We start from the raw sequence: 5,658 nt of genomic DNA on the forward strand, positions 1-5,658 counted from the left end.
CTCTTTGATCTCGACACGAAAACGGGTAATTTCAGTGTATCACAACAATGCGGAATGTTCAATGGTAATTGGTATAACATGACCAAGCAGCAAGTTATGATCTACGGTGCGGGCGGTTTTGCACGTGAAGTTGCTTGGTTAGCTGAAGCGTGCAGTGATGCGAACACGACCTACGAGGTTGTCTGCTTCATTGATGATAATGAAGCCAAGCATGGCCAGATACTCAATGATATTCCAGTCACAGGTTTAGTGGCGGCAGCGCAACAATTTCCTCAAGCGCAGCTTATTGCCGCTATTGGTGCGCCTGCGGTGCGGCAAACGCTGATGGCTAAAGTGGCTGACCTTGGTGTGCCATTTGCAACGCTTATGCATCCCCGTGTCGAACGCTCGAAGTGGCTTGAGATCGGTGCTGGAACGGTGATTTGCGCGGGTTCCATCTTGACCACCAATATTGTCTTGGGCAACCATGTTCAGATCAACCTTGATTGCACCATTGGCCATGACGTGATTCTTGCTGACTATGCGACGTTGGCACCGGGCGTACACATTTCAGGCTGTGTGCAACTTGGCGAACGGGTCTACGTAGGTACCGGAGCGGTGATTATCAATGGAACACAAGATACACCGCTCGTGATTGGCCACGACGCCGTGATTGGCGCGGGGGCTTGCGTCACCCGCGACGTGGCCCCACACACCACCGTCGTGGGGGTGCCTGCCCGCCCGTTGCCGCGCTGATGAGAAATGTAGTGAAATCCCGCCAAAAACCGTACCTTTTGGCCCTTTTCTGCGGTATATAAGTAGGAGCACGAAACGGTCTTGCTCCCCTACCGTGGTGCGAAGGGCGTTATGGCTGAAACCAACCACCCTTCAAAGGGTTTCACCTGTTCTGGGAAGGGCTTCCCAATGCGGTAAAACGCCTCATGGGTGCGTGCCAACACGTAAACTGCATTGGAACGGGCCAAACCGGGGCTGCGAACCGCAAAAAGCGGCAGTTTACCCCCATTTGGTGAAACCCTTTGAAACCAACCACCCCCTGAAACGTCTGGTGACGATGGCCGCTGATGATGTGGCCGCATGGCTCCTTGGTGTCCCTGTGCTGCGGGTCACTACCCGTCCTGGCACGTTGCCGCCCCCGCCGGACGAACTCGATAGCGATCTGGTCTTTTTTGTCACTCTGAACACTGGCCGTGAGGTGATTCTCCACCTCGAATTCCAAGGGCCGGGAAGCAGACGTTCCATGCCGCTACGCATGCTCGACTACCAGACGCGGCTCACGACAACCTACCGGAACATGCCGGTCTACAGTGTGGTATGGTATGTGGGCGGGGCAGGGGCGCGCGACACGGGCGCACATCAATGCACCAACCTCGCGGGCCAGACCTATCTCGCCTGGCACTACCAGGTCATCCATCTCTGGCAACTGGATGGTGAGGCTCTCTTACGCTTGAACCGTCCTGCGCTGCTGGCGCTGATCGGGCAGACGCGCTTGCGCGATCCGCAGCCCATCCTGACCCAAGCGATCCACCAGATTATGACGCAGACCAGTGGCGAGCGCCAAGAGCAACTCTTGACCGAATTCCTCCTCTTGTGTACGGATAAGGAGCTTGCAGCAATGGCCGAACAGATTATTCGCTATGATCGCTACGGCATCCCCGAATCCCCCTTGATCAGCAAGTGGAAGGAAGAGGGACGGGCAGAAGGTGTCGAAGAGGGTATCGAGAAGGGTATCGAAAAGGGTCATCTTGAGTTGCTCCTGCGTCAACTCGTGCGCCGCTGTGGGCCGTTGAGTGAACCATTGACCCGACAGATACAAGCCCTTCCCGCCACGCAGATGCTGGATCTCGCCGAGGCGCTGCTCGATTTCACTGGCCGCGACGATCTGGAGCAGTGGCTGGCGCAGCGGGGGGGTGAGTAGAACTAATACCAAATCCGATAGCCGATAGCCGATAGCTGATAGCTGATAGCCGGACATGGCGTCTCAATGCGCTTGAATGTCATTAGGCATGCGGCCTCTTCAATGGTAATTGGTATAAGAAGCTGTCTGAAAAGCTAGTGGGTACGCGCTGGAGTGCCGGCTTTAGCCGGCGGATGCTACCTGAGCCTATATAGAAAGCTCATCTATGTCCATTCCCATGTCTGGCCCCGACCTTACGGCTGCCGAAGTTGCGGCGGTCAATGCCGTTTTGCAGGGTGCGCCATTGAGTATTGGCCCGCAGTTGGAGGCGTTTGAGCAAGCCCTGGCCCGCTATGTCGGCATCCCCTATGGCGTGGGGGTCAATGCGGGGACGAGTGGGCTGCATATGTGTGTCATTGCGGCGGGGGTGGCGGCGGGTGATTATGTGATTACGACGCCCTTTTCGTTTATTGCTTCGGCCAATTGTATCCTCTACGAGCGGGCGGTGCCCGTTTTTGTTGATGTTGATCCGCTCACGGGCAATATCGATCCCCATCTGGTGGCGCAGGCGGTGGCCGATCTGCAGGCGGGTGGCGCGGCGGCGCAACGTTGGTTGCCGCCTGCGTTGCGGGCGGAAGGGGTGACGGGGCGCGTGCGGGCGTTGTTGCCGGTGCATGCCTTTGGCCAGCCTGCTGATATGGCGCCGCTGTTGCAGGTGGCCCAGGCGCACGATCTCGTGGTGATTGAGGATGCATGCGAGGCGCTGGGCGCAGAGTATCGCGGCCAGCAGGCAGGAACCTTTGGCGCGGCGGCGGTCTTTGCCTTCTACCCCAACAAGCAGATCACGACGGGCGAGGGGGGCATGATTGTCACGGCGCGCGAGGATTGGTGGCACCTCTTTCACAGCCTGCGTAATCAGGGGCGCGACATCTTTGATGCGTGGCTCAACCATACGCGCCTGGGCTACAACTACCGCCTCGACGAACTGAGCGCCGCGTTGGGGTGTGTCCAGATGGAGCGCCTCGCTGAACTCCTGGCCAAACGCGCTCAAGTAGCCGCCTGGTACAACGAGCGCCTCGCCAACGTCGCGGGGGTTGAACGGCCCACCATTGTCTCTACCACCACCCGCATGAGCTGGTTTGTCTACGTGGTGCGCATCCAACCACCCGCCCAGCGCGACGTCGTCATGGGCCGCTTGGCCGCGTTGGGCATCCCTAGCCGCCCCTACTTCACGCCGATCCATCTGCAGCCCTTCTACCGTGAGCGCTTCGGCTACCAATGGGGCGACTTCCCGGTGACCGAGGCGCTCGGCGCGACCTCGCTGGCCCTGCCCTTCTCGAGTGTCATGAGCGCAGCCCAGGTGGAGCGGGTGGTGGCGGCGTTGCGGGAGGCCGTGTAGGGGCACGGCAGCGCCGTGCCCCTACACAGGGCGACTTCTAAGAAGCTGTCTGAAAAGCTAATGGGTACGCACTGGAGTGCCGGCTTTAGCCGGCTGAAGCCGGCACTCCAACACCAGTTCATAGACTTTTCAGACAGCCTTTAAGAACGGTATACCTTGCTTGTCACTCATCACTCGTCACTCATCACTCATCACTGCTATAACCTGTCACCACCGGCGTCAGCAAAAGGGCTAACCATAGCCCTTTTGACGTTTATAGTTTGGATACATTCAGCGCATCCTGATGCCGCAAATCTATTTTCTATTTTCTCGTTGCTGTATCCTTACATAGATGCTGCAAATCTATTTTCTATTTTCTCGTTGCTGTATCCTTACATAATGGTGGCTTCGCCACCCCTTCGGAGGTCATCATGCGCTCACTACATAATCGCCACCTGCTGGCTGTGGATCTGCTCTTGATCCCGCTAGCCGTCTATGCCAGTTTTGTGCTGCGTCTCGATACCTTCAATCTTCAGACGCATGTCTGGGGCTTTGTGCTGATGAGCGGCCTGGCGCTGTTGGTTCTTCCTCCGTTGCTCTTCTATGCCCGGCTCTATCAGAGTGCTTGGCGCTATGTCTCAACTTATGAATTGTTGGCACTACTGCAAGTGGTTGGTGGGGCGGTGCTGATCATTAGCGGGATTGTCTATCTGGTTAGTTTCATGCAGCCTGCTTTGCGTATTCCTCGTTCGATTCCGCTGATCTTTTTGCCCCTCGCGTTGGCGGCAGTGAGTGGCCCGCGTTTGGCTATGCGCGTGTGGGCGCAGCAAAGACAACCGCGCCCGTTGCTTGGTGCGCGAACACATGTACTGGTCTTTGGTGCCGGCGACGCCGGGGCGATGGTGGTGCGTGAGTTGCGCCAGAATCCGCAGCTTGGCATGCATGTGGTTGGTCTGCTCGATGATGATCCGCTCAAGCATGGCTTGGTGATCCATGGCAGCATGGTGCTTGGTCAGCGTGAAAGCCTGCCAGCGCTTGTGGCCCGCTATCACGTAGCTCAGGTGATTATTGCGATGCCCTCGGCCCCTGGTAAAGAGGTGCGTGCGATTATGCATATGTGTCAGCAGGTGGGGGTGCAAACGTTGACGGTGCCGAGCCTTGCCGAGTTGTTGGATGGCAAGTTTACGGTGAGCCAATTGCGCAAGCTGGAGATTAGCGATCTGCTGCGCCGTGAGCCGGTGCAGACCGATATTGCGGCGGTGCGCCAGTTGGTGCGTGGTAAGCGTGTGTTGGTGACGGGCGGCGGTGGTTCGATTGGGAGTGAACTCTGCCGCCAATTGTTGCGTTGCGCCCCTGCTCAGTTGCTCGTGCTGGGCCACGGTGAGAATAGTGTCTTTGAGTTGATCCAGGATCTCAATCAGGTGCAGCAGGACTTCCATCGTAGGATAGAACTGAAACCACTGATTGCCGATGTCCGCGATGCGCGGCGCATGCAGTATATCTTTGCGCAACATCGGCCCGAATTGGTCTTCCACGCTGCAGCCCATAAGCATGTGCCGCTGATGGAGTGCAATCCGATTGAAGCCTTCAGCACCAACGTCTTGGGGACGCGCAACCTGCTCGCAGCGGCTGAAGAGGTGGGGGTGGAACACTTTGTGATGATCTCCTCGGACAAGGCGGTCAATCCAACCAGCATCATGGGCGCGACGAAGCGCCTTGCCGAGTTTTTGGTGCTGCAAGCGGCGCAACGCAGCCAACGCTCCTACGCCGCCGTGCGCTTTGGCAACGTCCTCGGCAGTCGCGGCAGCGTCGTCCTCAGCTTTAAGCGCCAGATTGCCGCCGGCGGCCCCATTACCGTCACCCATCCCGACATGCGCCGCTACTTCATGACCATCCCCGAAGCGGTGCAGTTGGTGCTGCAAGCGGCCACCCTCGGCCACCAAGGGGAGGTCTTTATGCTCGAAATGGGCGAACCGATCCGTGTGGTAGACTTAGCGCGTGACATGATCCGCCTCTCTGGTCTGGAGGAGGGGCGCGACATTGACATTGTCTTTACCGGTTTGCGCCCCGGCGAAAAGCTCTTCGAGGAACTCTTTGCCAACGGTGAGTACTATCGGCGTACCAGCCATGATAAAATCTTTAGAGCAGAGCATGCCATGTTCGCGCAGGATGATCTCCCCTGGATCATCGCCGCGATTGAGCGCTGCGTAGAGGAACACGACGAAGCGGCGCTCTTGGAGTTGTTGCCGCGCCTTGTGCCAGAGTATCAGGCGCCTAAGCTGCTGGCGGGTGGGGTATAATAGCATTTGCGATTGCCGATTGCCGATTGCCGATTGCCGATTGCCGATTGCCGATTGCCGATTGCCGATTGCCGATTGCCGATTGC

At 57.8% G+C, this 5,658-nt stretch carries 4 protein-coding genes; all 4 read left to right on the forward strand.

Annotation, left to right across the window (positions count from 1 at the left end; translation table 11 throughout):
• The coding region (locus tag CJ255_RS20865) for an acetyltransferase (RefSeq protein WP_097646010.1) at positions 1 to 735 on the forward strand (735 nt) is incomplete at its 5' end.
• A 271-nt stretch (positions 736 to 1,006) separates the two neighbouring features.
• The gene (locus CJ255_RS20870; RefSeq protein ID WP_124682040.1) at positions 1,007 to 1,915 is read left to right on the forward strand and encodes a DUF4351 domain-containing protein; all 909 of its coding nucleotides are present in this window, start codon (positions 1,007 to 1,009) and stop codon (positions 1,913 to 1,915) included.
• 205 nt (positions 1,916 to 2,120) lie between these two features.
• Entirely contained in the window at positions 2,121 to 3,293 is a 1,173-nt protein-coding gene (locus CJ255_RS20875) for a DegT/DnrJ/EryC1/StrS family aminotransferase (protein ID WP_097646012.1), read from the forward strand.
• Between the two features lie 410 nt (positions 3,294 to 3,703).
• Positions 3,704 to 5,572 carry a polysaccharide biosynthesis protein gene (locus CJ255_RS20880; RefSeq protein ID WP_245863639.1) on the forward strand — a complete coding sequence of 623 codons (1,869 nt, stop codon included), beginning with the start codon at positions 3,704 to 3,706 and terminating at the stop codon, positions 5,570 to 5,572.
• The last annotated feature ends 86 nt before the right edge of the window (positions 5,573 to 5,658 follow it).

It is taken from the genome of Candidatus Viridilinea mediisalina, from assembly GCF_002532535.1.
Taxonomy (GTDB): Bacteria; Chloroflexota; Chloroflexia; order Chloroflexales; family Chloroflexaceae; genus Viridilinea; species Viridilinea mediisalina.

Excerpts from the sequence above, each read along its gene's own strand:
- CJ255_RS20875 (WP_097646012.1), top strand. The coding sequence starts at position 2,121 with ATGTCCATTCCCATGTCTGGCCCCGACCTTACGGCTGCCGAAGTTGCG.
- CJ255_RS20880 (WP_245863639.1), top strand. The coding sequence starts at position 3,704 with ATGCGCTCACTACATAATCGCCACCTGCTGGCTGTGGATCTGCTCTTG.